This is a genomic window from Leptospira ryugenii, assembly GCF_003114855.1.
Lineage (GTDB): Bacteria > Spirochaetota > Leptospiria > Leptospirales > Leptospiraceae > Leptospira_A > Leptospira_A ryugenii.
Genome location: NZ_BFBB01000001.1, coordinates 136,332 through 161,513 on the forward strand (window position 1 = coordinate 136,332; position 25,182 = coordinate 161,513).

19 protein-coding genes and 1 pseudogene are annotated in these 25,182 nt (G+C 39.3%); 10 read left to right on the forward strand and 10 right to left on the reverse strand.

Annotated features, from left to right (window positions below; genetic code table 11):
- Position 1: 1 nt before the first annotated feature.
- Positions 2 to 1,678: an assimilatory sulfite reductase (NADPH) hemoprotein subunit gene (locus DI060_RS00620; RefSeq protein ID WP_108972610.1), complete on the forward strand. Its 1,677-nt coding sequence runs from the start codon at positions 2 to 4 to the stop codon at positions 1,676 to 1,678.
- On the opposite strand, the gene DI060_RS00625 is transcribed toward DI060_RS00620, so the two are convergent.
- Genes DI060_RS00625 through DI060_RS00660 form a run of 8 tightly spaced genes read right to left on the reverse strand, consistent with a single transcriptional unit; the run spans position 1,631 to position 10,261 of the window.
- Positions 1,631 to 3,622, reverse strand: a complete 1,992-nt coding sequence (locus tag DI060_RS00625; protein WP_108972612.1) for an ATP-binding protein — start codon at positions 3,620 to 3,622, stop codon at positions 1,631 to 1,633. The genes DI060_RS00620 and DI060_RS00625 overlap by 48 nt on opposite strands.
- A gap of 49 nt (positions 3,623 to 3,671) precedes the next feature.
- A complete protein-coding gene (locus DI060_RS00630) occupies positions 3,672 to 4,904 on the reverse strand; it encodes a sulfate adenylyltransferase subunit 1 (RefSeq protein ID WP_108972615.1) in 1,233 nt (410 codons plus the stop codon).
- Positions 4,904 to 5,806, reverse strand: coding sequence for a sulfate adenylyltransferase subunit CysD (cysD, locus tag DI060_RS00635; RefSeq protein WP_244594237.1), 903 nt, complete (start codon positions 5,804 to 5,806; stop codon positions 4,904 to 4,906). The genes DI060_RS00630 and cysD overlap by 1 nt, the downstream gene beginning before the upstream one ends.
- A gap of 1 nt (position 5,807) precedes the next feature.
- Positions 5,808 to 6,533 (reverse strand): phosphoadenylyl-sulfate reductase, encoded by a 726-nt coding sequence (locus DI060_RS00640; protein WP_108972619.1) that lies wholly within the window; start codon positions 6,531 to 6,533, stop codon positions 5,808 to 5,810.
- 15 nt (positions 6,534 to 6,548) lie between these two features.
- Positions 6,549 to 7,613: a sulfate/molybdate ABC transporter ATP-binding protein gene (locus DI060_RS00645; protein WP_108972621.1), complete on the reverse strand. Its 1,065-nt coding sequence runs from the start codon at positions 7,611 to 7,613 to the stop codon at positions 6,549 to 6,551.
- A 4-nt stretch (positions 7,614 to 7,617) separates the two neighbouring features.
- Positions 7,618 to 8,421: a sulfate ABC transporter permease subunit CysW gene (gene cysW, locus DI060_RS00650; RefSeq protein ID WP_108972623.1), complete on the reverse strand. Its 804-nt coding sequence runs from the start codon at positions 8,419 to 8,421 to the stop codon at positions 7,618 to 7,620.
- Positions 8,418 to 9,242 (reverse strand): sulfate ABC transporter permease subunit CysT, encoded by an 825-nt coding sequence (gene cysT, locus DI060_RS00655; RefSeq protein WP_108972626.1) that lies wholly within the window; start codon positions 9,240 to 9,242, stop codon positions 8,418 to 8,420. Before cysT ends, cysW begins: the two co-directional genes overlap by 4 nt.
- 5 nt (positions 9,243 to 9,247) lie before the next feature.
- A complete protein-coding gene (locus tag DI060_RS00660) occupies positions 9,248 to 10,261 on the reverse strand; it encodes a sulfate ABC transporter substrate-binding protein (protein ID WP_108972628.1) in 1,014 nt (337 codons plus the stop codon).
- Between the two features lie 217 nt (positions 10,262 to 10,478).
- On the opposite strand from DI060_RS00660, the gene DI060_RS00665 reads away from it, so the two are divergent.
- The 6 genes and pseudogenes from DI060_RS00665 to DI060_RS00690 all read left to right on the forward strand — a co-directional run bounded on the left by DI060_RS00665 (position 10,479) and on the right by DI060_RS00690 (position 19,634).
- Positions 10,479 to 12,116 (forward strand): flagellar hook-length control protein FliK, encoded by a 1,638-nt coding sequence (locus DI060_RS00665; RefSeq protein ID WP_108972630.1) that lies wholly within the window; start codon positions 10,479 to 10,481, stop codon positions 12,114 to 12,116.
- Positions 12,117 to 12,125: 9 nt separating this feature from the next.
- Positions 12,126 to 12,671: pseudogene (locus DI060_RS00670) on the forward strand (flagellar hook capping FlgD N-terminal domain-containing protein); the annotation flags it as partial.
- 88 nt (positions 12,672 to 12,759) lie between these two features.
- Positions 12,760 to 14,154 (forward strand): flagellar hook protein FlgE, encoded by a 1,395-nt coding sequence (gene flgE / locus DI060_RS00675; RefSeq protein WP_108972634.1) that lies wholly within the window; start codon positions 12,760 to 12,762, stop codon positions 14,152 to 14,154.
- A gap of 226 nt (positions 14,155 to 14,380) precedes the next feature.
- Positions 14,381 to 16,582: a tetratricopeptide repeat protein gene (locus DI060_RS00680; protein ID WP_135354964.1), complete on the forward strand. Its 2,202-nt coding sequence runs from the start codon at positions 14,381 to 14,383 to the stop codon at positions 16,580 to 16,582.
- Positions 16,579 to 17,595 (forward strand): hypothetical protein, encoded by a 1,017-nt coding sequence (locus DI060_RS00685; RefSeq protein WP_108972639.1) that lies wholly within the window; start codon positions 16,579 to 16,581, stop codon positions 17,593 to 17,595. Before DI060_RS00680 ends, DI060_RS00685 begins: the two co-directional genes overlap by 4 nt.
- 50 nt (positions 17,596 to 17,645) lie before the next feature.
- The gene (locus DI060_RS00690) at positions 17,646 to 19,634 is read left to right on the forward strand and encodes an HD family phosphohydrolase (RefSeq protein WP_108972640.1); all 1,989 of its coding nucleotides are present in this window, start codon (positions 17,646 to 17,648) and stop codon (positions 19,632 to 19,634) included.
- Positions 19,635 to 19,639: 5 nt separating this feature from the next.
- Here DI060_RS00690 and murD read toward each other — a convergent pair whose 3' ends face one another.
- Positions 19,640 to 21,046, reverse strand: coding sequence for a UDP-N-acetylmuramoyl-L-alanine--D-glutamate ligase (gene murD / locus DI060_RS00695; protein ID WP_108972642.1), 1,407 nt, complete (start codon positions 21,044 to 21,046; stop codon positions 19,640 to 19,642).
- 61 nt (positions 21,047 to 21,107) lie between these two features.
- On the opposite strand from murD, the gene DI060_RS00700 reads away from it, so the two are divergent.
- Both DI060_RS00700 and DI060_RS00705 read left to right on the forward strand, forming a co-directional pair.
- Positions 21,108 to 21,440: an STAS domain-containing protein gene (locus DI060_RS00700; RefSeq protein ID WP_108972676.1), complete on the forward strand. Its 333-nt coding sequence runs from the start codon at positions 21,108 to 21,110 to the stop codon at positions 21,438 to 21,440.
- 20 nt (positions 21,441 to 21,460) lie between these two features.
- On the forward strand, positions 21,461 to 22,216 hold the full coding sequence (locus DI060_RS00705) for an indole-3-glycerol phosphate synthase TrpC (RefSeq protein WP_108972644.1): 756 nt from the start codon (positions 21,461 to 21,463) through the stop codon (positions 22,214 to 22,216).
- Between the two features lie 31 nt (positions 22,217 to 22,247).
- Here the strand turns inward: DI060_RS00705 and DI060_RS00710 are convergent, their stop codons facing one another.
- Positions 22,248 to 23,000 carry an SDR family NAD(P)-dependent oxidoreductase gene (locus DI060_RS00710; RefSeq protein WP_108972646.1) on the reverse strand — a complete coding sequence of 251 codons (753 nt, stop codon included), beginning with the start codon at positions 22,998 to 23,000 and terminating at the stop codon, positions 22,248 to 22,250.
- Between the two features lie 224 nt (positions 23,001 to 23,224).
- On the opposite strand from DI060_RS00710, the gene DI060_RS00715 reads away from it, so the two are divergent.
- On the forward strand, positions 23,225 to 25,027 hold the full coding sequence (locus DI060_RS00715; RefSeq protein WP_108972648.1) for a methyl-accepting chemotaxis protein: 1,803 nt from the start codon (positions 23,225 to 23,227) through the stop codon (positions 25,025 to 25,027).
- Positions 25,028 to 25,182: the final 155 nt, after the last annotated feature.

The window sequence follows — 25,182 nt, forward strand, 5'->3', positions numbered from 1 at the left end:
TATGTCTCAAGAAATAAAAAAAGAAACATTAGCAGAAAAGGTAAAGAGAGAAAGTAAGGCCTTACGTGGCACGCTTAAGGAAAGTCTTCTTGATGAACACACTGGCTCTCTTCGGGCAAATGACCAACTCCTTTTAAAATTCCATGGTATGTACCAACAGGATGACAGAGACCGAAGGGAAGAGCGAGCTTTAAAAAAATTAGATCGTTTACATTCTTTCATGATTCGTCTACGTATACCAGGCGGAATGATTGGACCTGTGCATTGGGAAGCTTTGCACAACATAGCTGGTGAAAACTCTACAGGTACGATAAAGATAACAACTAGACAAACTGTACAATTGCATGGAATCCTTAAGTCTCAAATTAAACCAACAATCAAAGCATTTGACCAGGTTTTTTTAGACTCGATAGCTGCCTGCGGAGATGTTAATCGAAACGTTACCTGTACTTCCAATCCTTCCGCATCACCACTTCATAAAGAAGTGTATTCATATGCAGGAGAGATTAGCCGCCATCTGTTGCCAAAAACGCGTGCCTACTATGAAATCTGGTTAGATGAAAAACAACTAGTAGAAAAAGAAGAACCACTCGATCCGCTGTATAAAGATGTTTATCTGCCTCGAAAATTTAAAATCGGAATCGCAATCCCTCCCCACAATGATGTGGATGTGTTTACCAATGACATTGGCCTGATTGCGATCATTGAAGGGAATGAACTCAAAGGATTCAATGTTGCGATTGGTGGAGGCTTAGGTACAACGCATGGCAATGCGGAAACCTATCCAAGGTTAGCAACTGTCATCGGCTATGTGTCAAAAAAAGATGTCCTCAAAGTCGTCTATGAAATTGTCACAGTTCAAAGAGATTTTGGGAATCGAGAAGACCGTAAACTTTCTCGGCTAAAGTATACTGTCGACCGACTCGGCGTGGACTTCTATAAAGCAGAAGTAGAAAAAAGATCTGGAATCCAACTCCAACCTGCCAAAGATTTTAAATTTAATACTCGGACCGATGAATTCGGATGGATGCAAGACTCTTTAGGAAACTGGCATTATACATTGTTCGTGGAAAATGGAAGAGTCTTAGATGAAGACAATTATCTATTAAAAACATGTTTATTGGAAGTTTCGAAAACTAGACGTGCAGTATTTAGATTTACCTGTAACCAAAATTTAATTCTATCAGATATTTTTCCAAAGGATAAGGCACTCATCGAATCGATTTTGGAAAAATACGGTGTAATCAAAAAAACTTTGGAAGCATCTCCGATACGAAAGAATTCCATGGCCTGTGTTGCATTAAGCACTTGTCCCTTGGCACTTGCAGAAGCTCAAAGGTATCTACCTTCACTTATTGATAAAATTGAAGTACTTTTGATGAAACATAGCTTAAAAAATGACCCTATCACCATCCGTATGACAGGTTGTCCAAATGGATGTGCTCGTCCTTATATTTCTGAGATAGGGTTGGTTGGTACGGCGTATGGAAAGTACAATTTGCACCTTGGTGCCGATTGGGAAGGATTGAGACTAAACCAAAAGTACAAAGAAAATCTCAACGAAGAACAAATCCTCAGTGAGTTAGACCAGATGTTCTCAAGATATTCCAAAGAAAGAAACGCAAAAGAATCATTTGGAGATTATGTAGTTAGAGCTGGGATTTTGCAAAGAAACTAACTTCAAAATTGTATCAATCAAACTTTGCTTTTTAATGGGTTTTGTTAAGTAAGCATTGCCTCCTGCGTGGAGGCCCCTTTCTTGGTCTTCTTTTAAAGCAGCAGCTGATAGAAAAATAATCGGAGTTTTCTTCTCTTTGTTTTTTTCAAGTTCATACTTTCTAATTTCACTAGCCACCTCGTAGCCAGTCATCACTGGCATTTGCACATCTAAAATGATGATATCAAAGTTTGATTGGAGGTACAGCTCAAATGCTTCTTTCCCATCTGAAGTGATTTTTACATTAAATTGTGATAACATACGCAAGGCGAGCTTCTGGTTCACCAAATCATCATCTGCTAAAAGGATGTTTATGGATTCATGACTCACATTGTTAAGTTCGGAATGTAAGACTTTTAATTCGGGATAGGGCTCGGGTATAACGTGTTTAAGCGGAAGATGGATATAAAAAACGGTTCCATGATCCTCCAATACAGAAGAAACAAAGCGGATTTTACCCCCCATAGATTCTATGAGTTTTTTTGAAATTGTAAGACCAAGTCCCGTGCCGCCATACTTTCTTGCATCACCAAAGTCTTCCTGTTGGAAAGGTTGAAAGATCCTCTCATAGTTTTCAGGGAATATTCCTTTCCCCGTGTCTCGGATGGAAAATACGATCTCCTCTTTGTCTTTCTCAATTCGGAATTCAATCTCGCCCTCCTCGGTGAATTTAATCGCATTGTTGACTAAGTTTAATATAATCTGTAATATCCGATTTTCATCTCCCAAAAACATCGTAGGAAGGTTCTCATCTATGGATTGTTTCCATTGGATGGGTTTCGTTTTTTTGGAGATCAAAATTGATGCACTCTCCTTGATACGCTCCGAGATTTCCTTAAACGAAACAGGATACTCATCGATTTTCATTTGATTCGCATCTATCTTGGAAAGATCTAAGATATCATTGATAATATTTAGCAATAAGTTGCCACTGTTTCGAATGATCCTAAGTTGGGCACCGACTTCTTCTGTCAGGTTGGCATCCAATAAAAGCTCTGTATAACCGATAATGGCATTCAAAGGTGTACGGATTTCATGAGACATGTTTGCGAGAAAGGATGTTTTAATTCTGTCTGCCGCTTCTGCCTTTTGTTTGGCAGAGATTAAGAGCGTTTCATATTTTTTGGATGTGGTGATATCATGAAAGACAGCAAAAACCTTTATCGGTATTTTTTTTTCAGGGTGGTAGAGGATTTCAGTATTTACGGAAATCCAAGTGATTTCGCCATCTGGTTTTTGTATTCCCATCGTGAAATCAGTAATCGGTTCTAAGGTACGAAGTGTAACCATTGTTGGATGAAATTCTGGATCTATTAACTTTCCAGATTCATCTACAAAATGCCAAGAATTTTGTATTTCACTAATCCCAACAATTTGTTTATAAGAGAGACCAAGGATTCTCTCAGCACTTGAGTTGATAAAGGTGACTTTCCCATCTAAATCATGTACTATGACTCCCTCTTGCATTCGCCGAACTAACAATGTTTCTAGTTCGGCATGGATGATGTATTCGGATTCTGTTTCCTTGCGCTCGGAAATTTCTTTTAGGATCGCATACCAATGGAAACCATCATCTTTTTCTAAAACCTTTGCACAGGCATATAACCATCTTGGTTTGAGATTTGATTGAATTCTCCATTCCAATTCCCAAGAATTTCCATCTTGAATGGAGGATTCTAGACTTTGGAAAAAACGATCTCGATCGTCTAACGAAATGATGTCGAAGAATATACTTGCATTCTCCATCAACGAATTTGCATTCAAGTTGAGAAGTTTTGGAAGTTGCTCGGAGAAGGAAATGAATCGGAACTCTCCTCCTTCATTGCGATGCAAATGGAATATAGGGCAGGGTAAACCTAGGCTAAGCTCCAGGAGCAAATCTTGGTCAAATAGACTTTCTTGCACAACTTATCTGACGAGGGAATCCAACGGATCCTGTCAGATAGGAAAAAAATTATAGAATCATACCTGCCGCGACGGTCTGGTTTGTGCCTTCATCCACTAGGATAAAGCTGCCCGTCGATCGTATGCTAGCATACGAATCAAAAGCCATCGGTTTTGCTGTTCGAATGCTGACTCTGCCAATTTGGTTCAGAGCAAGTTGGGATGATTCTAATTTTTGATGTGTCTGCGTATCCACCAAAAATTGGATTTCTTTAACTAGACACTTTACATTGCCGGTGGTTTGCCTAAGGAGATATTTATTTCCAGGAACTAGAGCTTTTGCATCCATCCAACAAAGTTCTGCCTCTATGTCTTGTGATACCGTTGGCTCTTGGTTGCTTGTCACAATCATATCGCCACGGCTCACATCGATGTCATCAGCCAATCGAATGGTGACCGACATTGGGTAGTGCGCCTCATTGAGAGAACCTTCATAGGTATCTATTCCTGCAATTTTTGATACGAGTCCTGATGGCAATATCTTGACTGAATCTCCAACCCGAAAGGACCCACTCCTAATCTGCCCTGCATATCCTCTATAGTCATGGAATTCAGTGGTCTGTGGTCGGATTACGTATTGTACGGGAAAACGTGGGAAAAGACTAACCTCTTCGGTATCAATTTCCACCTCTTCTAAATGTTGGAGTAAGGATTTTCCCTTCCACCATGGCATCGCAGAAGAAAGATCAACAACATTGTCTCCCTTTAATGCTGAAATAGGGAGAAAGTCCAAGGATTTGATCTGTAGGTCTTTTGCAAATTTTTTGTACTGCTCACAGATATCTAAAAAAACAGTCTCCGAATACTCAACCAAATCCATTTTATTTACACATACAAGAACGTGTGGAAGGCGAAGGAGAGATACAATATAGGAGTGTCTATAGGTTTGTTCGATGACTCCTTTTCTTGCGTCAACGAGAATGATCGCCAAATCAGAATTAGATGCCCCTGTCACCATATTTCTAGTGTATTGGATGTGACCTGGCGCATCTGCAATGATAAACTTTCGTTTTGGTGTCGAAAAATACTTATATGCTACATCAATGGTAATGCCTTGCTCTCGCTCGGCTTTCAGTCCGTCCGTGAGAAGGGCTAAGTTTATTTCACCATTTACCTGACCTGCTCTTTCCAATGCCTCCAATTGATCAATGAAAACAGATTTGCTGTCATACAAGAGTCGGCCAATCAAAGTTGATTTTCCGTCATCGACACTTCCTGCCGTGATAAATCTTAATAAATCCATTAAAAGTAACCTCCACGTTTTCTTTCTTCCATGGCCGCTTCGGATCGTTTATCATCCAATCGGGAACCTCGCTCTGTAGTTCTAGAAGTTTGAATTTCTTTGATGATATCGTCAATGTTATCTGCTTGGGACTCCACTGCTGCTGTACAGGTCATATCACCAACAGTACGGAAGCGGATAGTTTTTGTTTCTACCTTATCTTGAGAATCCAAAGTGATAAATTTGGAAACAGGGAATACCAAATTATCACGCCATACAATCTCCCTTTGGTGTGAAAAGTAAAGACTTGGAAGTTCTATTTGTTCCTCACGTATATATTCCCAAACATCTAGTTCTGTCCAATTGCTGATAGGAAAGACTCGAACATTTTCTCCCACATGGATTTTTCCATTATAAATATTCCAGAGCTCTGGTCTTTGGAGTTTGGGATCCCAGGACCCAAACTCATCTCTGACAGAAAAAACACGCTCTTTTGCTCTAGCTTTTTCTTCATCTCGCCTAGCACCACCTATGCAAGCGTCAAATTTAAACTCAGCGATAGTATCTAGTAATGTAACAGTTTGAATGGCATTGCGACTAGGAAACTTTCCTTTTTCTTCTACCGCTTTTCCTTGGTCTATCGAATCTTGTACATAACGTACGATCAATTTTTCACCAATGCGTTCTGCTAAGCGATCCCTAAAATCCAGTGCTTCAACGAAGTTGTGTCCGGTGTCAATATGGACAAGAGGGAAAGGAAATTTACCAGGTCTAAAAGCCTTTAATGCAAGGTGCACCAAAGTTATGGAATCCTTTCCACCTGAAAATAGAAGCGCAGGCCTTTCAAATTGCGAAGCTACTTCTCTCATAATATAAATAGATTCCGCTTCCAGTTGTTTTAAGTGTGACAATCTTTGCTTCATATTAATTTCCTTTTTTTCTCGTGAGCTTTCCATCTACCCAATGGAGTCCACATTCTTTCGTATCTTCATTTTCCCACCACCATCGGCCGGCACGGAAATCTTCTCCTGGTTCTATGGCACGCGTACATGGTGCACAACCAATACTCGGATATCCTTCTTCGTGTAAAGGGTTGTATGGTATTTTGTTTTCTTTCGCGAAGGATAGGCAGTCTTCCCATGACCACTGAAGGATGGGGTGCACTTTTAAAATCTCTTTCGCTGAATCAATTTCTACTAATGGCATATCATTTCGATTTCCAGACTGTTCTTTTCGAATGCCTGTGATCCAAAGTTTAGCACCAACTAATGCTCTGTTTAATGGCAATACCTTACGAATATGGCAACATTCCTTTCGAAGCTCAATGGATTGGTAAAATGCATTGGGTCCTTTCTCGGTAAGATATCTCTCTAAGTCCTTTGGATCTGGGAAAAATACTTCTATCTTTTTTCCATATTGGTCCAAGGTTCTCTGTTGGACTTCATAGGTTTCTTTAAATAATCTTCCTGTATCAAGTGTGACCACTCGAATGTTGAGTCCTTGAGAGAAAATCAAATGAGTGATGATTTGGTCTTCTAAACCAAAACTTGATGTAAAAACGGCTTCGCTCCCATATTTAGAATCAATTGTTTTTAGTATACCAAGAGAGTCTTTCCCGATTAAAGTTTCAGTGAGTTCCTGGACATTCATTGTTTTTATCTCTCCTTAGATAGAAAAATCATCTAAATAGACTTTTGCTTTTTTGATGCGAAGATAAACTTCTTCGCCTGGCAATAGATTCAAATCACGATAAGTTTCTTGATCGAGTACGGATTCTATCAAAGAACCTGTATCCAATCTTTTTAATTCGATACGTACGTTTCGTCCAGTAGAATGGATGTATTGTATCTCGGCGGGAATCCCAAGCTCTTTAGATCTAACTATCTCTACATCATATGGCCTTACATAGGCGATTGCTGAGGTATTTGCTACATCTTTATGCTCAGGAGAATCTAAATCGACATTCCCAATGATCGCTTTACCCTCTTGGATTCGTCCGTGGAATAAATTCACATCGCCTAAAAAATGAAAAACAAATGGAGTTTTTGGTTTGTTGTATACTTCGTCAGGACTTCCGACTTGTTCAACTTGTCCATTTCGAAGGATAACTATGGAATCGCTAACTTCCAAAGCTTCTTCCTGGTCATGAGTTACAAAAACACTTGTAATGTGAATTTCATCATGTAATTTGCGTAACCACATTCTCAATTCTTTTCGAACCTTTGCATCTAAGGCTCCAAAGGGCTCATCTAACAAAAGAAATTTTGGTTCAATTGCAAGTGCTCTTGCTAGAGCTACTCTTTGCCTTTGTCCACCTGACAGTTCACTAGGGTATCGATTTTGGAAGTTCTCTAATTGAACCAATTTTAAAAGTGAAAATACTTTTTCTTTGATTGCTGCTTGAGAGGGCCTTATCTTTTTAGGACGAACCTTTAATCCAAAAGCAATATTTTCAAAGATATTCATATGCCTAAAGAGTGCATAATGTTGGAAAACAAAACCAACATCTCCACTTTGTATGGTAGATGCTTCTTGGTTTTCATTGTGGAACAAAACAGAACCCGAGTCTGGGGTCTCAAGTCCAGCAATGATTCGAAGTAATGTCGTTTTTCCACTCCCACTTGGACCGAGTAAGGCGACCAATTTCCCTGATTCAATGTTTACATTTACATGATTCAACGCTTGGAATGCACCGAAGGTTTTGGATACTGATTTGATTTCAATAGACATTCACTTACCTCTTATGAATGTTCCTTTCAAGGATGATTTTTACTATGAGAGTAAGGAAGGAAAGAAACACTAAAATTGTGGCAGCGGCAAATGCCCCAACAGAGTTGTATTCATTATACAACATTTCGATTTGTAAGGGTAGAGTGTTCGTCTTTCCACGGATATGGCCTGAAAGAACGGATACAGCACCAAACTCACCCATGGCTCTTGCATTGCAGAGAATGATGCCATAGAGAAGCCCCCATTTGACATTTGGCAGTATGATTTTTACCAGAGTATGAAAAAAATTTGCACCCAATAGGATCCCTGCTTCTTCCTCTTCTTTTCCTTGGCTCTGCATCAAAGGAATCAATTCTCTTACAACAAAAGGAAGGGTGATAAAGAGAGTTGCAATGACAAGACCAGGGGTATTGAATACGATCTCGATGGCAAGTGTTTCCAAAATTGGTGCCATCCATCCTTGTTTACCAAAGATAAGCAAAAATACTAGACCAGCTATCACGGGTGATACGGCAAAGGGAGCATCTATGATAGTTAAGATAATTTGTTTGCCAGGAAATTGAAATCGTGTAATGCAAAAGGCAGCAAAAAAGCCAAAGATAGCGTTGATCGGTACTGCGATACCAGCTACAAGCGCAGTCAGTTTTACTGCTTTCCATGTGTCTTTGTCTTGCAAAGCATGTAGGTAAGCGGAAAAGCCCTCTGCAAATGCCTCCGAAAACACAGTCAGAATCGGAAGTATTAAGAGAAGAAATGTAAAAAAATAAACAAGTAGGATCAGTAGGTATTTGGAGGCTTGTCTTGTCATAGGAGTCTCCGTGCAGCGCGGTTTTGGATCACATTGATGGCAAACATGATTCCAAAGCTGATGACTAACATAACAACTGCTATGCCAGTTGCTTTGCCGTATTCATATTGTTCTAGTTTCGTAACAATCAGTAATGGCAAAATCTCTGTTTTCCCAGGTAAATTGCCGGAGATAAAGACAACACTTCCATACTCACCTATACCCCTTGCAAAAGCCATAGCCATTCCAGAAAGTAGGGAGGGCCACAACTCTGGTAGGATCACTTTGTAGAATGTCGTAAAGGGAGTAGCACCTAAACACCTAGCACTTTCCTCTAGTTCTTTTGGCAAATCCTCGAGGACAGGTTGTACGGTGCGAACGACAAAAGGAAAACCTATAAATACAAGGGCAATGATGATCCCAAGAGGGGTATAAGCAATTTTAATTCCCAAGGGGGCAAATATCTTTCCAATGGAGCCATTTTCAGCGTATATGGTTGTGAGTGCAATACCTGCGACTGCTGTTGGGAGGGTAAAAGGTAGGTCAACTAAAGTATCGATCCACTTTTTACCTGGAAAATCATAACGAACGAGAACCCATACAAATAGAAAGCCTAAGAGTAGATTGATGACAGCTGCCACCGATCCTACAAAAAAACTCAAAGTGAGCGCAGAACGAAGTCTTTCCTCCAAAAACACATCGAGGATTACACTCAGTCCAGATTTTGCAGTCACCATAAATAAACCAGAGAGTGGAACTACCACCATTAAACTCAGATAAAAGCTAGTTAAGCCAAAACTGAGTCCAAAGTGAGTTTTTGAGTAAGGTCGAGTCTGCAGCATTGCACTTATTTTTTGGTGTAAATTTGATCAAAAACCCCACCATCTGCAAAGTGCTTTTTGTGAGCTTCTTCCCAACTTCCCTCGATATCAGTGATACTAAATGTATTGATTTTTGGAAAATCTGCCTCAAATTGTTTCATCACTTTTTTATCCGTTGGGCGAAAGTTATGTTTTGCGATGATATTTTGTGCCTCAGGAGTGTAGAGGTAACTAAGGTAAGCTTTTGCAAGTTCTGTTGTTCCTTTTTTGTCAGTGTTACCTTTTACAATAGCAACCGGTGTTTCCGCTAAGATACTTTCTTCAGGGTATATGATTTGAAAGGAACCATCCCCATTTTTGGCACTTTCCTCCAAGGCTAACTTCGCTTCATTTTCCCAAGTAATGAGCACATCACCTAGTCCACGTTTTACGAAAGTAGTTGTTGAGCCACGTGCGCCTGTATCTAGAACGAGAGTATTCTCAAAAATTTTCTGAATAAAAGCCGTTGCTTTTTCTTCAGATTTCCATTTTCTTTTAGCAAAACCATAGGCAGCAAGGTAATTCCAGCGGGCACCACCGGAAGTCTTTGGATTCGGAGTGATGACTCCAATTCCATCCTTACTCAAATCCTCCCATCCTTTGATTTTTTTGGGATTGGACTTTCTAACCAAAAAAACGATGGTTGAGTAGTAAGGAACGGAACGATTCGGAAATTGTGTTTGCCAGTTTTTTTCAATTAAATTTGAGATTTTGGCAATGCTATCTATATCGTATGACAAGGCTAAGGTGACTACATCCGCTTTCAATCCATCAATGACAGCCCTTGCTTGTTTGCCAGAACCACCATGGCTTTGTTGGATCGTGAGTTCCGTTTTTCCTTTTTGGCTCTGGGTGAACTTCAGGTTGATTTCCTCATATAGCTCACGGGTTGGATCAAAGGAGACATTCAAGAGTTCTGTTTCTGCAAATATAGCGATGGTACAAAAAAAGACAAATAACGCTAAGAACCGGCGAAAATTGCTAAATTTCTTGGATTTCATGACATTCACACTCTCTTAAAATACAATAAATCGAAGAGAATGTTCAATTTATTGGATATTTGGTCCAATATTTAAGCCTCTCGGTGCTCTGTCAAGGTCTTATTTCCTCTGGCTCTGTTTATTTTTAGCAAGGTGACATAGTGCTAAAAAGGAAGAAGATAATTGTCTCAAGGAATCTTTCAGAAGTTCGATCCTAAGTCTGTAAGGAGAGAATACTATGAACGTCAATAAGGATAAAATTTCATTCCCTCAATTCTCTCTAGTTGAGTCAAAGGTTGCCAACCAACTCACAAACAATCCAGCAGAGGCAACTAACAAAAGTTTTTTTGATATTTTGCAGAGCTCTCATTTAGCGGATGTTCCAAATAAACTGCAAGAGAAAGGTTTTTTTGAAACGGAGTCCAAGCACCAAACTATTCCCGATGAAAAAATAGAGTCCCAAGCATCGGAAGAAAGAGTAGAAAACGATTTTGAAATGATTGATGCAGAGGAATCTTCAGACGAGCGAGACATTGATCAGTCTTCCTCTGTTCCAAAAATAGACCTGAGCAATAACATAAGTTATTTTGAATTTGCCTTACAAAAGCAACATAAGGATTCACATTCCAAAGAGAGTGAAGATTCTCTACCCAAAGGCAAACTATTCCATGCAAAGCTTATTGAATATCCAGTATCAAATAAAGAACAAAATAACTTTGTTGAAGAAGCAAAGAAAATGGTCGATCGTTTCTTGAAAAAAGAAACTCCTAGGCCATCCGCGCAAAGCAACCAGCCAAAACTTGAAGTCAGAGAAACCATCTCTAAAGAAACCTTAGCAAAATCTGCCCCAAAAGAGATTGGCCTTGAGAAAATTCAAAATGAACCAAAAGTAATACCGTTTCCAATCGTTTCGAAAACAGAAAATGTTTCACGTAAAAAGGATATCCAAAACGATACCAAACCATCGCTCATCCACCAAAGCAAAGAGCTTCCAAAGGCGGACACAGAGCCAAAAGATATCAATGCACCAAAACTTCGAAATGAAAATAAAGAGGCACTTGAAGCTGAGAGAAAAATCTCAATTCGCAAACGGGGCAATGCACAAAACAGCGAAGATAGAATTACTGAGAAAGACTCCGTAGAAAACAAAAGTGAAAGCCTTGGGCTTTCTCTTCGAACTAAAACTGTCAGAGAGAAAGATCAGTATAGACTGAAACCGGAGGGAGTAGTTCAACAAGAAGGCTCCAAAAACCAAAGAGAAAGCATAGGAATCTCTCTCAGTCAAGTATCACAGACAATGGGAAAGGAAGAATCCTCAAACCAGAATGGGCAAGGATCTACATTTTCCCAGAGAGAACAAAATTCTTTCGCGCAAGAATTGAAACAATTAACTAAGCAGTCTGACAGCACAAAACCGGAAAATGTTAAAACTCCAAGTCGTCCTGAACTGCAGCGAAATTTGGAAGATCTCGTCAAACAGGCAAAATTTGATATTGTCCAAAATGGAAAATCCACAGCAGAAATTGTGATGAATCCTCGTGAATATGGAAGATTGACTCTCAAAGTAAGCGTAGAAGGTGACCAAGTAGAAGGTCGGATTTTGGTAGAAACAGAAGAATTAAAACAAATGTTAAACTCTGAGATTTCTAAATTAAAAGAAAATTTAAAAGAGAATGGTTTACAGTTGGGATCTTTGTTAGTTGATGTTTGGGAAGATTCTTCTTCCAGATTCTCTGGTGGAAAACAGAGTAAAGATTTTCAAGAATACAAGGATATGCTTGAGTCGGCAGCATATCGCACATCTTCTCCAGAAAACTCAGATACAATCCTCTTGAATGAAACCAAAATACAAAAAGGTTACGAATTTTTCGCCTAAGGAAAACATATGCCAGATTCAATACAAGATCTATCCAGCCAAAACGCAATCAGAAGTCGTTACCTTGATACAGAGAAGACATTCAATATTCGTAAGCATTTAGACCAAATGGATAAAGAAGAAAAGAGTGGTTTAAAGGGAATTGAAATTCGTGAAAAACAAAAAGAGTTGGGCAAAGATGACTTTTTAAAACTTTTGCTGACTCAATTATCTCACCAAGACCCTACCAATCCCGTTCAGGACAAAGATTTTATCGCTCAAATGGCGCAGTTTAGCTCGCTTGAGCAGATGAAAAATATCTCTTCTGGCATACAAAGAATGGAATCAAAACAAAGTTATTCGGTGGTAGGTAAGATGGTTTCCGGACCAGATTTAGTTACAGGTGAAGACGTTACTGGAATTGCAGGTGCGATCATGTTTGACAATGAAGGTAAAACTTATGTTAGAGTTAATGGACGTATGTTGGATGTAACTAAATTAAACTTAATATCGGATCCAGAGCTATTAAAAATGCAACAAGCGGAAATGAGAACCCAACCAGCTCTGCCCTTACAACAAGCAGTGCCAAATAATACGATAAGTAAACAAGAAGCATATAAGGAATAATTTAAAAAGGTCGATATAAAAAAAGAGGGATAAATTTATGATGAGATCACTATACTCCGGAGTATCCGGTTTAAAAAACCACCAAGTTCGAATGGATGTAATTGGTAACAATATTTCTAACGTTAACACCCATGGATTCAAAACGGAAAGAGTTACCTTTCAAGACATGATCTCTCAAGAGTTACAAGGTGCCTCGGAACCAAAAGAAAACATTGGAGGAACGAACCCAAAACAAGTAGGACTCGGTTCACTCATTGCTGCTATCGACAAAATTATGACCCAAGGCGCCCTCCAAACAACAGGAAAAAATACGGATATTGCGATCTCCGGGGAAGGTTTCTTCATAGTCAAAGACGGTGACAAATCTTTTTATACTCGTGCCGGTGCATTCAACGTAGACAAGAATGGTTATTACGTAAATCCTGCAAATGGCTTAAAAGTCCAAGGTTGGAATTCTCGACTGGATGATACAGGAAATAAATACATCAATTCTGCAGGTTCGATTGAAGACATCGTTATCCCTCTTTATTCAAAAGAGCCTGCGCGTGCTACTCAAAATGTTGACTTCCAATCCAACTTAAATGCAAGCGTAGCAGCCGTTCCCCCAGATGCTACCGAGGAAGATATCAAACGTTATATCAATGATCCAGATCCAAGACAGAGGAGAGGCCATGTAACAAGCATCAATGTCTATGATGAACAAGGTAATACTCGTCAGTTGGGTGTAGAATTTTATAAAGTTCGAGACAATGTTTGGAAAATGCGAATGAACCTCGAAGAGGGAAGTCAACTTTCCGTGGATGTTGTAGGCACTGGTGGAGAAAATACACAAGTTTCTGGAAATACAGAACTAGAAGTTTCCTTTACACCTGATGGAAAGATTATCTCTGTTTCCGACGGAGTGGATTCTCAAACGACTGGAAAACTTCAGGCAAAAGTTTCCTTCCGTCTTCCCGGTAACCCTACCCAACAAACTTTTAGTTTGAATTTAGGTGAAGCAGGACTTGTGGGTGGCATCACTCAGTTCTCTTCTGATTTTACTACCAAAGCGGTCAAACAAGATGGATACGCGATGGGTTATATGGAATCTTTTTCCATAGACAATACGGGAACCATTACAGGAGTTTTTTCCAATGGTGTTCGCCAGCCTTTAGCAAGGATCGCTCTTGCCAATTTTACAAACCCTGCGGGACTTAATAAAGAGGGCGATACGATGTATAGCTTTTCTATGAACTCGGGGGAAGCAAATATAGGCGAGGCTGGTTCGCAAGGAAGAGGAAAGATCAACGCTGGGCTTTTAGAAATGTCAAACGTTGACCTGTCCGATCAGTTTACCGATATGATTGTGACGCAAAGAGGGTTCCAGGCCAACTCAAGAACCATCGTAACCTCAGACCAAATGATCCAAGAAGTTCTAGGATTGAAACGATAAACTTGGGGGGCTTTCCCCCATTTTTTCCTTGAGTTTTGCAAAATTCTAGAGATATTGGGTAAATCTTTATCTTTAGAATTCGCAAACATCCTTGTCCTCTTTTCAAAAAAATACCCTTCTTACGCTGATTTTCCTTTCAGCAATCGCATATCCTCCGTTATACTATACAATCCAGGAGATGGTTCGAAAAGAATCCCTTCCTAAAACATACAATGCGCCTTGGAGAATGCCCAAAATTTACCTCAAGGCAGTAAGCATATCAAAACAACATAGCGTGGATGAGCTCGCCCTGCGGCAATTACTGGCCTATGAATGGCAATCTATGTCGGGTATCGTTTACCTTTCAGAGGTAGATGCATCCAAAGCTACCTTGGTTTTGGATTTTGATTTAGAACAAGATGAATCAAAGATTTCCATCACTCCAAAAATAGAATACCCGAACGAAAAAAAGTCTTACAAAGGTGAGATACTGAGCATGCCCTGGTCAGAGTATGGAAAGATGGCAAAACGATTGACTTATGCCTATCTAAAACTCATAGCTGAAAAAAATCGACTCCATAGGTATTTATATTCTGAGCCTGTTTACCACCCACAAAAGGAAGAATGGGACCAGGACATTTTGTCCCAATCCGAAGCTATGGTTTACCGATCCTTGGCTTCCAAACAAATGAGTAGAGAGGAGAAACTCTCTCGCTATGCAGCCTTAGTCAGTGGCCGTCCAAAATTTTTACTCTTCCGGTATGAATCTCTCTTAGAGGTCTTGTCAGGCAATCGGTCCTCCGAAAAAGAGATTTGGAAAGAGTGGCTTTCTTTAGACCCAAAAGATTCAATTTTTTCTTACCTCTTAGCTGAGTCTCTCGCAGATAGTGCGAAGAAAAAGGGAGACTATGAACTGGCGAATGAATTCTATCTTCAAGTGAAAAAACAGAGAGAAACTCTAGGTCATATATATTCGCCTAATTATGCATTTGCGATGTCCGAGTTAGGTGGTTTTTACCAGAGAACAAATCAAGATAGCGCCCTATACCATCTCAATACCGCCAAACTGATCTATGAGGCAATGGGCATGGAAACTTCACTGCCATACATTAAGAATCAGATTCGCTATAGTGCCTTACTTTCCAGTATAGGTCAGAAAGAGTTAGCTTTGAATGAAATGTTTTCTCTAGAGACAAGGATATCTTTGTTAGCCGAGAAAGAAAGGGCACTTTTTTATTATAATTTAGCCAGATTAGAATACGAAATGCAGGTTTATGAGTCCAGCCTTCAATACTTAAAAAAAGCAAAGGATGAACTCAAACAAATTGCATGGATCAATACTGATTTGCATTTTACGATTATGAATTTAGCGGCGGCTTCCTACTTCTCTTTGGGAAAAGTAAATAAGGCTGAAGAAATTTGGCTCGATTTGGTCCAATCAAAAAATATTTTTTCCATTGAAACCAGGCCTTTCTTTCGAAAGATTCACTACAATTTAGCGCGTCTCTATGTTTTGAGGGGTGCTAAAGATTTGGCGGATACTTATTACAAAGTGTATACTCGTTTAACACCATACTCCGAAATCCGAGATCTTAGCAATAGCGAGCGTTTGGAATTGGAAACCTTTCTATTTCCAGAAATGATCAATCAAAATGATAGCAGTCTATTGACAGATTGGGAAAAAGAAACCATCAAGTCGTATACGGGAAGATATGTCTTTCAATCTCAAGATGATGAAAAAAGGGCTCGTACCTACCAAGATCGACTGGAAGATTCAAATCTACTATTATCAGATTTGATTGATTCCCAAAAGGAAAATCATCCCACCTTATTAAAGTTAAAGAATAGTCTTTTTGCAAAGAAAAAATCTTATGAAAAAGGTGAGAATATTCTATTTTTTGATATAGGCCCAGCATTAAATAATTTAGAGGCTCCTGCCATAACTTCTCAATCGGTTGCCTATCATTTCCCAAAAATGGACGTTGTACTTTGGGAATTGCCATCGGAGGTTGAGCTTTTCCATAAGAATGTCAGTGATGAGAAGAAAGAAAAATTGTACTCTTTTTCTAACCTACGAATCTTGTCCGCGAACGGTGTGGCAAAGCCGGAAACTACCTTGGAAGATCATAAGAATTGGGTTTTATTAAATCGGTCCATTCCAAAATGGAAAGACAAAACAATCATTTTACGGGCTGCTAACTCCATTGATATCTATGAAACTTTTGATGCCATATATCCTCATCTATTGCACTTGGCCGAATACTTCAAAGAAAATCCAGTTATCTATTTCTTTAACCGAAGTATCCTCTTAAAAAAGGCAAACTCAAGCCAATTTATGATCATTGGATACCAGTCTGTCCGAGGCTTTCACCATAATTACCAAAGCTTAGATCGGAATGGTGAACCACCTTATACTTTGTTTCAATATCCTTGGGAGGAATTTGAATGACTAGGCCTGTTTTTATTTCCTCCGATTTCCAAGTTCTTCTCTTAATTAGTACGATCGTTTCCCTCATTGCAGTGATTGCATGTTGTTATCGCAAAGAAGACTGGCTCTCTTTGGTCTATCCCATTGGTTTTTTTTATTCCTTCTCCTATCTACTGCGACTTTCGAATCAAATTCTAGAAATTCCGTTTTCTTACTTTCTCTCAGAATCTGATTTCCAATTTTGGGCGCAGTCTTCGGTTTTCCTTATATTTGCATTGATCGCCTTACATCGATTTTTTGGAATTCTCTCTTCCATTCTATTTGCTTTTTTCATTAGTGTCTGTGCTGCTCTCTTATTTCCTCTTTTATCTTATTTCTGTTTTGAATCTCAGCCCATTTGGCAAGTCTATGACCAGGGGCAATGGATCTATCTTCTCATATTTACGGGAGCAGCAGTTTGGACATCGGAAATGTTCCTTCCCAAATCAATTGAACCTGAAGATTCCAAGAGCCCTAGATTCCTTGCACTTCTATTCTTCGCCTTACCGATAGCACTTTTTTCCGCGTTTCCAAAACCTTGGGATGCTGACTATTTTTCTCTTCAAAGCAAAGGGTTTTATCTAAGTATGCTCAGTCTCTTTGTATTTCAGCTTCGCCTAGCATTGCCTAAAGAAGCTTCGTTCTCTTACATGTTTCCCATACTTTGGCCTTTGAGTTTTTGGACAGTGAGGTATGAGAGCTCCATGCTTTTATTGTTTCCCTTGGTCTTTGGGTTTTCCTTCCTCTTTCCTTTTTTAGCTTTGTGGTTACAAACGCGACATTGGAGGCAACTCTCTGCAGAATTGGTTTCGGCTCTATTGGTATCTGCTGCCATTTCTGTTTATCTGCCTTTTTTACTCTCACCAGAGTCGGAGTGGAACCATTCTCCCTATGTAATGTTTGGTGTTCAAACATTGTATCTCTTATCTAATTTTTTGGTTGGTTCAATTTTTGTTGCAACTATGCTTTTTTTTCAGCCAAGGAAAAGGCCATAAAATTTCAGAAAAGGTTGGACAAGGCAAAAAACCTAGTCGATACATAAAGTGTGACCAAAGACTCCTCACCGTCTCACAAATACATAGTCTCTGATGATCCCTATCTGTCTGGGAAGCTGGTGGATTATCTTCCCAAAATCAATGCAAATATTATCTCGCTTGCAGACTTTTTCAGTCTTGATCTTGAATCTTCCCAAACTATTTCAAAAGTATTATTTTATCTCTCTCGTTACGAATTAGAAAAATCTCATATAGAAATTCACCAATATCTAAAAACACATTCACTAGTTATGAGTTCTTTTTTGATAAGAGCTCCAATTGAGTATACTGGATTCCAATCGCTCTCTATCGAGGAAGATTTATTTTTTACGAATGTACCCGATGATGCACCAACCATTTTTTTGGTAAAAGCTATCGTCAATGCCTTCACTAGCCTCCAGATGATAGTGGATAAGTTTGAACTGCAAAAGCGTATCAATATTTCCACAAACGAAATCTCAAAGTTAACTCGTATTGGAATCAGTTTAGCGAATGAAAAGGATTTTACAAAATTACTTCGCGATATTCTAACATCAGCACGAGAGATTTCCAATTCGGACTCTGGGTCTCTATACCTCGTTGAAAAAGATGAAAAAGGAAATCCAAGAAATCTTAGATTTAAAATTTCAGCTCTTGATCTTAACTCAGATGAATTTATTTTACCTATCAACAAAAAGAGCATCGCTGGCTATGTAGCCTATACTGGCAAACAACTCAATATTCCAAATGTATATGAACTCTCCGATAAAGAAGAGTTTCATTTCAATAGTGAATTTGATAAAATGAGCAACTATTATTCCAAGTCAATGTTAGTTGTTCCAATGAAAGACCACCATGACGAAGTTGTTGGGGTCATTCAGCTTATCAATCGCAAAAAAAACTTTCATACAAAGTTAAGCCTAGAACAAATGAAGACCAATTTGGTCTTAGATTATGATAAATATTCTGAAGACTTAGTGATGGCTGTTGCAGGGCAAGCGGCCGTTGCCATACAAAACAATAACTTAGTGCATGAAATAGAAACCTTATTTGAAGGTTTTGTTACGGCAAGTGTCTCCGCCATAGAATCTAGGGATCCGACAACCTCAGGTCACTCATTTCGAGTAGCACAATATACGGTTGGATTGGCTGAGGCAGTCAATTCGATTGAAACTGGTCGATTTAAAGACATCCAATTCAGTCATTCTCAAATTAAAGAAATTCGGTATGCTTCGCTTCTGCATGACTTTGGAAAAGTAGGAGTCAGAGAAAAGGTACTCGTTAAGGCCAAAAAGTTAGAAGACTATGAGTTGGATTTGATACGGTGGAGATTTCATTTTATTCTGAAAGACGTAGAAGCCAAGTTATCTCACAAAAAAATCGAATATTTGAAAAAACATGGTAACAAAGGCTATACGGAGTTTGAAAAATCCATACAGTTAGAATATGAGCTCGAAAAAGAAAAACTCCACGAAATGGTACATGTGATTTCTCAATCAAATGAGCCATCTATTTTAGAAGAGGGCAATTCTCATTTCTTAGAAGAAATTTCAAAGTTAAGTTATGAAACTACGGATGGTGGCCAAATTTCCCTTTTGCAACCTCGCGAGTTTAGTTTTTTATCTATCCGGAAGGGATCTTTGGATTTTGAAGAGCGGAGAGAGATTGAATCCCATGTAGAACATACTTTCCAATTCTTAAGCAAAATCCCATGGACTAGAGAGCTAAAAATGGTGCCTTCCATTGCCCATGGACACCATGAAAAGTTAAACGGAAGCGGTTACCCAAGAGGGCTTACAGCAGTTGAGATCCCCGTGCAGGCCAAGATGATGGCCATTGCCGATATCTTTGATGCGCTAACCGACAAAGATCGACCCTATAAAAAAGCAGTTCCTTTGGAGAGAGCTTTCGATATCTTAAAAATGGAAGTGAGAGACCAGCACATTGACGGAGATCTTTTAGATGTTTTTATCCAAAACAAAGTCTACGAAAAGATACTCAGCAAACGTTTGGAATCTTAGTTTTTTTAAATAAGATCCTCTTGGAATTCTTCACTGACTAGTTGATCAAAGTGCCTTCCTCTCTCTGAGAAGTTTTTGTATTGATCGAAGCTTGCGCAAGCAGGCGAAAATAGAACCGTAACAGGCAAGGTTAGATTATTTGTGATTGAATATTCTATTTTGGATTTGATCTCTTTTAGTACGGTTTGTACGGTATCGGCAAAGGTGAAATTTTGTTTCGGAGCTTCTTTACGAAATTTCTCTTCCCAAATTTTCGCTGCATTTCCATAGATCCATACTTCTGCATCTAAGTCTTTCCACTTCGCAAAAAATGGCGCAAGGCTTTCTTCTTTTGGTTCACCACCCAAAATCAAGTATAGCCGATCTTCTTTGGAGAATCCATTTAGACCAGCCAACAAACTATTCATATTTGTAGATTTGGAATCATTGATAAAAGTTACATTTGGGTACTTCGGCTTGGGGAGTTTTACTTTCGCATAACGATACGATAATCCTTCCATACTAATAAAAGAACTTTGGATGGTATCCGATTCTATTCCCAAACTTTCTGCAATTCCGATGGCAACCGCTAGGTTTTGTAAGTTATGGTCTCCGGGCAGGGGAAATGAATCTGTTGAGTAAACTGCCTGTTTCGTGATGATTTTTTTGGCTTTCCCTTGGATTTCTATGTCCTCTCCTGTTGCAGTTCCAAAAGTGAGAACCTTGGCTTTTACCCTTTCTGGTTTCTTTGGAAATTCATCCCATAAATGAGATTGAGTGATAAAGGTGTGTCCCTCTGAACCCAAATCCGCAATTTTAGACTTCGCATAAAAATATCTTTCCATTGTTTTGTGCCTTTCCAAGTGATCTGTAGCCAAGTTTGTGATCGCCGATACCAAAGGATGGAGAGGAGGGGAGTCTTCGAGTTGGTAACTGGAAAGTTCAAGTACAACAAAATCCCAATTTCCTTTGCAGAAGGAAGTAAAAGGCTCACCTAAATTGCCGCCTACAGCGGAATTAGGAAATTTAGCACGAATTAAGTGGTAAGTAAGAGTGGTCGTGGTAGACTTTCCATCTGTTCCTGTTATCCCAATCAAATTTCCTGTATAAAACAAACGGCCTAAATAGATTTCCGAAAGAATGGGTTTTTGTTTTTTCTCTGCAAGGAGAAGTATAGGATGTTCAGGGGAAACGCCTGGGCTCTTGATTAATATTTCACTCGCTTCCACTGCCTCCTCGCTACGGGAATCATCGTAAAAGTTCGTCCAGAACGGGCTTAAGTTCTCCGGTTTTGAACGATCATAAAGGGAAACGATTTTGCCTTCATCGGCAAGGAGCTTTCCTGCCGATTCGCCTGAGATCCCTCCACCGATCACTAAGAATTTGTGAAATGAAAGCAACTGATGTAGGCTTAAAGTCTGTAGAGAAAACATTGATTGACAGTCCTTGAAAAATCAGTCATTTTGTAAAATCATATCTGAAACGGGTGGAACAGTGTTAAAACACGAGCTTAAAGATGGCAAACTAGTAGTTTATTTAGAAGGGCGTCTCGATGTCTCTGTCGCCAACGATGTGGAAGAAGGACTTATGGACTTAATCGACAATGGCGGCCATCGGAAAGTTCTTTTGAATATGAAAGATGTTGAGTACATGTCATCTTCTGGCTTTCGAGCCTGCATTTCTACCTTACGAAAATTAAACTCCAAAGAAGGTGTTCTCAAAATTTCCAATATCAAACCTGCGGTGAAACGTATTTTTGATGTGATTGAACTTACCTCACTCTTCGATATCCACGAAACAGAAGAGGCTGCTCTTAAGTCCTTTTAAGAGGTCTATTTACGAACCCTATCTTACAATCCATCGTAAACACGAAAGAGAGAGAAATTAAGAATATCTCTCTTTCCTCGCTTCCCAAACGTGCGATTCCTGTGTATCCTTTTGCGGAAAGACTCAAGTCCGATAGGCTGACCATCATTGCAGAATGCAAAAAAGGCTCACCTAGTGCGGGCGTTTTACGAGCCGACTACAATGCCAAGTCCATAGCGAAAGTCTATTCTGACAGTGGAGCCAGTGCCATTTCAGTCCTTACAGATCGAGATTATTTTTTTGGCTCTTTATCGGATCTCTCTGAAGTCGCAACTTCTGTTGCCTTGCCAGTGATCCGCAAAGACTTTATCATCGATGAATCACAAATTGAGGAAGCCTACGCTTATGGGGCATCTGCTATCCTTCTCATTGTCCGCATTTTGGATCAAAAGAGGTTAGGGGAACTCTTTCAATTTGCAAAAGGAAAAGGATTGGGTGTACTTGTCGAAACGCATAACCGAGAAGAGGTGGAGAGGTGTCTTTCCTTAGGAATCGACGTCATAGGTATCAATACTCGAGACTTGGATACCTTTACCATCCACCCAGAACTGGTGGAGGAACTAGCACCTTTGGTTCCGAAGACAAAGGTCTGTGTTGCTGAATCTGGCATCCAAGGACCCGAGGATTTTTTCCAATACCAAAGTAAAGTAGACTCAGTGCTCATTGGGACTTATTTTATGAAACAAGCGGACATTGCATCCGCCTTTTCGGGATTACTTAACAAATCCCTCATATAGAAATAGAAGCCACTCTGGGCTTCCATTCGTTCTAAAGTTTTTCCAATTTCTTTGATTCTATCCACTGGTAGATTTTAAATGGAAAGAATAGAAACCTATCAAAGAATCGAGTGAGTTGAAAGATAAGGGAAGGATATACAGACTCTGCGTCGGAACGGATTCCATTTACAATCTTTTTGGCAACCGTACTTGCTGCTTGGCTCGGAAAAGGAATAGGAACCTTTTCTCCGGCTGCATTGAAAAATTGAGTTCTAGTGGCAATCGGATAGACAACCATAATCTTCGAGTCGTGTTTCATCTCATACCGATACGCGCTCATAAACGAATGAACAGCAGCTTTTGTGGATGAATAAATCGCATAACCAGGCAAGGCCAAATGGCTCATAGCGGAGGCAGTCACAACAAAAAGAAATGGATTTTGTAAAGTCCGATTCAATTCGCAGACAGTAAAAATTGGTGAATATACGTTTGTTTTGTAAATTTTATCTATACGCATCCAATCTGATTTTTGGATCCTTTCATAATATGCGAAGCCTGCGTTCGCGATAAAAATATCGATCCCACCAATCAATCTTTCTGCTTCTTTGATCAAATGGCGTAGATTCGTTTCATCTGAGGTATCTGATTGGATGGGAATGACTTGATCATTGGACGGAATGCCTTCAATTTTCAAATCAGCGGCAAGAATTTTAACTCCTGTAAAACTCTGTAGCTGTGATAGTAATTCTTTCCCAATGCCAGATCCTGCGCCAGTGAGAACAATGCGTTTGTGATTGATATCCATTCGCACAATCTTTGGGCAAACTCTTGTTCTGCAAAGTACAATACTAACAGACTACCTGATTCCCATTTGGCTGAGAAATAAAAAATAGATGAACGAGTTTTGCTTTGGTTCAGATAGGAGGCAGAAATGGATCGGACATTCTGTTACCCGAAGCTTTCTGGATTTCTAGACTCAGAAGACAATTTACAATTTTAAATCAAAATTAGATTCTGGAGCAAGTTGTTATGAATCAAGACTCGAATCGTTTGGTTTGGAAGCTCACAGCTGCGATAGAAGCCCCCTTGTATCTTTTGATCTTCCCCTATTTTATCAATTTCTGTTTTTTCTCATCTACCTTGGATTCAGACTTGTTGCTCAAGTTATCCTTAGTTGGAACATTTTTGTCTCTGATTCCTCTAAGCTTAGGAATTGCGCTTCGGTTCAAGAGATTGAAATCATTGCTTAGGTTTTATGACATTGACGAAGTAGATAAACTCAGAAAAATCAAACGAAAATTTTTGGAGCACCCTCGATGGGAAGCTAAGGTCATCGTTGTTCGATGGATTGTTTCCATTTTCTCTTTTTCACTTGTATCATATTTACTTTTACCGATTCACCTTGAACAACTCTTAATGCTTCCCTATGCATGTTTGATGTTGGTTCCCATTATTTATCTATCTTTCTTTTTTCAGTCAGAGGTTTATTTATCTCCATTGCTGAAATCTAGAAAATTATCACAAATCTCTGTAGCAACGGACTCTTTACGACTTTTCGCAATCAGCCGCAGAAATTTGTTTACGATGCTTGCTGTCAGCATCTTACCTATTCTGACCTTTGCGTACTATTTTTATCTGATTTTTTTGACAAATTTTCAATCCACATACTGGATGATTCAACTACCATTAGTCTTTTCTTTGATGTTAGGTATCATTCTATACTCAAGTATAGTGGGTAGCAAGTCTATCAATGATGATATTGAGAACTTAAATGTAGCCATTGACTGGCTGTCCAAAGGTGAGTTGGTTGATAGAGTTCCACAACTTTCATCTAGCCATTTGAGTGTTACCATTGCTAAACTAAATACCTTTATTGATTCACTCAGTGGATACTTTAATACTGCAAAATCAGAAGCTCATCTTCTCTTAGAGATCTCAAAACAAATTTTAGACAGAGGCGATTTGATCCAAAGCCAGGTTTCCTCTGAAAAATCAAAATTGGAATCCACATCCACTTCCGTTACTGAAATCCAAAGCTCAGCGAAAACAACCTATGATCGGATTCTTTCGCAAACTACAAAAACCAATTATATCGCAGACGAGTTGACACTTGTTGATGACGAAATGAGTTTTTTATCAAAGAATGCTTCTGATTTGAATGCCTCCACTCTTCGGTCAATGGAGACTCTCGAAAGTGAGAGAAAGGCAATCACAAAGGCTCTTGAAAAAGTAGAAACCATGAATCGTATGGGCGATGAAATCCAATCTACCATTTCAATAGTCGAGGATATAGCAGATAGGGTCAATTTACTGTCGTTAAATGCATCTATCGAAGCTGCAAGGGCAGGCAATATGGGCAGGGGTTTTGCAGTAGTTGCACAAGAAGTGTCCCGTTTGGCAGACGAAACCGCAAAGAATATCGAAGAGATAAAAAAGGTAGTGAAGCTTTCTCAATCTGCATCAAGAGAAAGTTTGCAATCTATGAAAGAAATAGTTTATTCGAATGAAGAGGTGAAATCAAAGTTTGAAGAGATTTCGAAAGTAGTGCGCATGTTTGGTGAAATAAGTGAAAAGAATGCAAATAATTTGGCTACATTAAAGCATCTGCTTACCGATTTTCGGTCAGATGCGGAAAAGATCTCACATGAAATGAAGACACAAACAGAATTGACAAAGGTTTCAGAAAGCAACTTACACTCGCTATGGGAAAACCATTCTAGTATCTCGGCAACCTTCCAAGAGATTTCGGAGGAGGCTTTGCGTTTAAGTCAAGTTTCCGAATCCATGGAAAAGATCGTGGCTCAATTCCAATTCCATGGGGCAGAAGATTGAATCTCTCCCTTCTCATCGGAAAAAAAATATGTCGCATTCATTGCTTTCGAATCTTTTCTTTAAAAATGATTTGACTGCTTGCGGTACTTTCCAACAATGGAAAAACAGCCGATGTAGAGTAGCCGGGAGGCGAGCTAGCAAAGGCCAAAGAAGAT

Excerpts from the sequence above, each read along its gene's own strand:
- cysT (WP_108972626.1), bottom strand. The coding sequence starts at position 9,242 with ATGCTGCAGACTCGACCTTACTCAAAAACTCACTTTGGACTCAGTTTT.
- cysW (WP_108972623.1), bottom strand. The coding sequence starts at position 8,421 with ATGACAAGACAAGCCTCCAAATACCTACTGATCCTACTTGTTTATTTT.
- DI060_RS00680 (WP_135354964.1), top strand. The coding sequence starts at position 14,381 with ATGCCCAAAATTTACCTCAAGGCAGTAAGCATATCAAAACAACATAGC.
- DI060_RS00640 (WP_108972619.1), bottom strand. The coding sequence starts at position 6,533 with ATGAATGTCCAGGAACTCACTGAAACTTTAATCGGGAAAGACTCTCTT.
- DI060_RS00630 (WP_108972615.1), bottom strand. The coding sequence starts at position 4,904 with ATGGATTTATTAAGATTTATCACGGCAGGAAGTGTCGATGACGGAAAA.
- DI060_RS00645 (WP_108972621.1), bottom strand. The coding sequence starts at position 7,613 with ATGTCTATTGAAATCAAATCAGTATCCAAAACCTTCGGTGCATTCCAA.
- DI060_RS00715 (WP_108972648.1), top strand. The coding sequence starts at position 23,225 with ATGAATCAAGACTCGAATCGTTTGGTTTGGAAGCTCACAGCTGCGATA.
- murD (WP_108972642.1), bottom strand. The coding sequence starts at position 21,046 with ATGTTTTCTCTACAGACTTTAAGCCTACATCAGTTGCTTTCATTTCAC.
- DI060_RS00710 (WP_108972646.1), bottom strand. The coding sequence starts at position 23,000 with ATGGATATCAATCACAAACGCATTGTTCTCACTGGCGCAGGATCTGGC.
- cysD (WP_244594237.1), bottom strand. The coding sequence starts at position 5,806 with ATGAAGCAAAGATTGTCACACTTAAAACAACTGGAAGCGGAATCTATT.
- flgE (WP_108972634.1), top strand. The coding sequence starts at position 12,760 with ATGATGAGATCACTATACTCCGGAGTATCCGGTTTAAAAAACCACCAA.
- DI060_RS00620 (WP_108972610.1), top strand. The coding sequence starts at position 2 with ATGTCTCAAGAAATAAAAAAAGAAACATTAGCAGAAAAGGTAAAGAGA.
- DI060_RS00660 (WP_108972628.1), bottom strand. The coding sequence starts at position 10,261 with ATGAAATCCAAGAAATTTAGCAATTTTCGCCGGTTCTTAGCGTTATTT.
- DI060_RS00665 (WP_108972630.1), top strand. The coding sequence starts at position 10,479 with ATGAACGTCAATAAGGATAAAATTTCATTCCCTCAATTCTCTCTAGTT.
- DI060_RS00685 (WP_108972639.1), top strand. The coding sequence starts at position 16,579 with ATGACTAGGCCTGTTTTTATTTCCTCCGATTTCCAAGTTCTTCTCTTA.